The sequence below is a fragment of the Streptomyces sp. NPDC005574 genome, from assembly GCF_040605435.1.
Taxonomy (GTDB): domain Bacteria; phylum Actinomycetota; class Actinomycetes; order Streptomycetales; family Streptomycetaceae; genus Streptomyces.
The window spans coordinates 1-1,893 of the sequence record NZ_JBEXCW010000283.1 but is presented as its reverse complement, the minus strand read 5'-3'; the positions used below and the strand labels follow the sequence as shown (position 1 = coordinate 1,893).

The window sequence follows — 1,893 nt, the reverse complement described above, 5'->3', positions numbered from 1 at the left end:
CACGTCGGCGGTTGTGGCATGGACAGGCAGGAGTGAGTCGACGCCGGTCATGCTGAGCATGCGCATCAGGCGGTCGGGGACGGCGGCGAGGCTGAGTGAGCCACCCGCTGTCTGGGCCGCGTGCCAGATGCCGATGATGGCGCTGAGACCGGCGGAGTCGCAGAAGCCGACCTGTGCCAGGTCCAGGGCCAGGCGCGGGTGTCCTTGCTGAATGATCTCCAGGGCACCGGAGGACAGGGTGGGCGCGGTCTGCACGTCCACATCCCCGACGACCGTGGCGATCGCGAGGCCGGGGCGGGGGTGGTGGACGGTCAGGTGAAGCGTGTGGGTCACGTCGGTCATCCCTCCTGGCCGAAGGGTTCGGGTGCGGCGGTGGTGTGGGCGGTGGCGGCGACACCGGTGTCGGGCATGGTTTCGGCATCGGGCACGGACAGGGCCAGCAGGGCCACGTCGTCGCCGACCCCGTCGGGCAGCGCGTCCAGCAACGTGACGGTGTCTTCGACCAGGGAGGCGGCCGTCACTGGCCCGGTGCGCTGGTGGAGGAAGCCGGTCAGGCCGTCCTCGCCGAGCATGGCGCCCTGGGCGGTGCGGGCTTCGGTCAGCCCGTCGGTGTAGAGGAACAGACTCTCCCCCGGGGCCAGGGAGAAAGTGGCCTGGGCGAACTGTGCCTGGGAGAAGGCTCCGACGAGCATGCCGCCCTTCTGCCGGACCGTCTTCACCCACACCGCGCCGCTGTCGTCGGGGCGCACATGGTAGGCCGGCGGGTGGCCGCCGGCGGCCATGGTGACGGTGAAACCACCGTCCTCCTGTGGTGTCAGCAGGCCGAAGAGGGCGGTGCAAAAACGGCTTCCGGCGGTGACATCGGTGAGCAGGACGGTGTTGAGCGTGCTCAGAACACTGACCGGGTCCGGGTCGATCTGGGCCGCGGCGCGCAGCGTGTGGCGGGCCAGGGCGGTGACGGTCGCCGCTTCGGGGCCCTTGCCGCACACGTCACCGAGGAAGAACGTCCACCGCTCGCCGTCGACGGGGAAGACGTCGTAGAAGTCGCCGCCCACATCATGGACGGAAGCGGTGCGGTAGTGGCAGGCCAGCTCCAGGCCGGGTACCACGGGAAGCGCCGGGGGCAGCAGGGTGCGCTGGAGGGTGGAGGCGAACGCGGCGATGGCGGCCTTGTCCTTCTCCGCCTGTTCCCGCGCCGCCCGTTCCACCTCGGCACGCGCTCGCTCCGTTTCGGCCTGACGGCTTTCCGCCTCCCGCCGCTCCTGCTCGTCGCGCAGGGCGCGCAGCGCCGACAGCCGCAGCTCCATCTCGTCCAGCACGATCGCGGCGAGATCGGCCAGGGTGGCGGTGTCGTCCTCGGTGATGGAGCGCGGCTTGGTGTCCAGGACGTTGACCGTGCCCAGCCGGTGGCCGTCGGGGGTGATGATCGGTGCGGCGGCGTAGAAGCGCACACCCATCTCTCCGGCGACCAGCGGATTGTCCGCCGCCACGGGATCACGAAGGGTGTCAGGAATGACCAGCGCGTCATCACGCAGAATCGCCGAGCCGCACAATCCCGGATCGCGGCCGATCTCCTTGACACCCTCCAGGCCATGCGCAGCCTTGAACCAGATGCGGTCGGTGTCCACGATTGTGACCGTGGCCACGGGGACATCAAAGAGGCGGGCCGCCATCGCCGCCACCCGGTCGAACGCACCGTCGGGCGGAGTATCGAGAATGTCGTAGCGGCGTACCGCCGCAATACGGCCCGCCTCCACATCCAGGTCCGGGACCAGCTCGGGACGACGCCCGGCAGCCGGGTCCGTGGCCGAGGCCTGCTGGGACATCGGCATTCCTCTCCGTCGATAGGCCGCCAACGAGCGGCACGAACCGACGCAGCCTAGATCGAGTAGA

The 1,893-nt window shown here is 69.9% G+C and carries 2 protein-coding genes; both read right to left on the bottom strand.

All coding sequences use genetic code 11. The annotated features are described in order from the left end of the window. Window positions 1-333 (bottom strand): STAS domain-containing protein (locus ABZT03_RS44135; RefSeq protein WP_356049946.1); only part of this gene is annotated, 333 nt, incomplete at its 3' end. A 5-nt stretch (window positions 334-338) separates the two neighbouring features. Next, the gene (locus ABZT03_RS44130; protein WP_356049944.1) at window positions 339-1,826 is read right to left on the bottom strand and encodes a SpoIIE family protein phosphatase; all 1,488 of its coding nucleotides are present in this window, start codon (window positions 1,824-1,826) and stop codon (window positions 339-341) included. Window positions 1,827-1,893 lie beyond the last annotated feature (67 nt).

Excerpts from the sequence above, each read along its gene's own strand:
- ABZT03_RS44130 (WP_356049944.1), bottom strand. The coding sequence starts at position 1,826 with ATGTCCCAGCAGGCCTCGGCCACGGACCCGGCTGCCGGGCGTCGTCCC.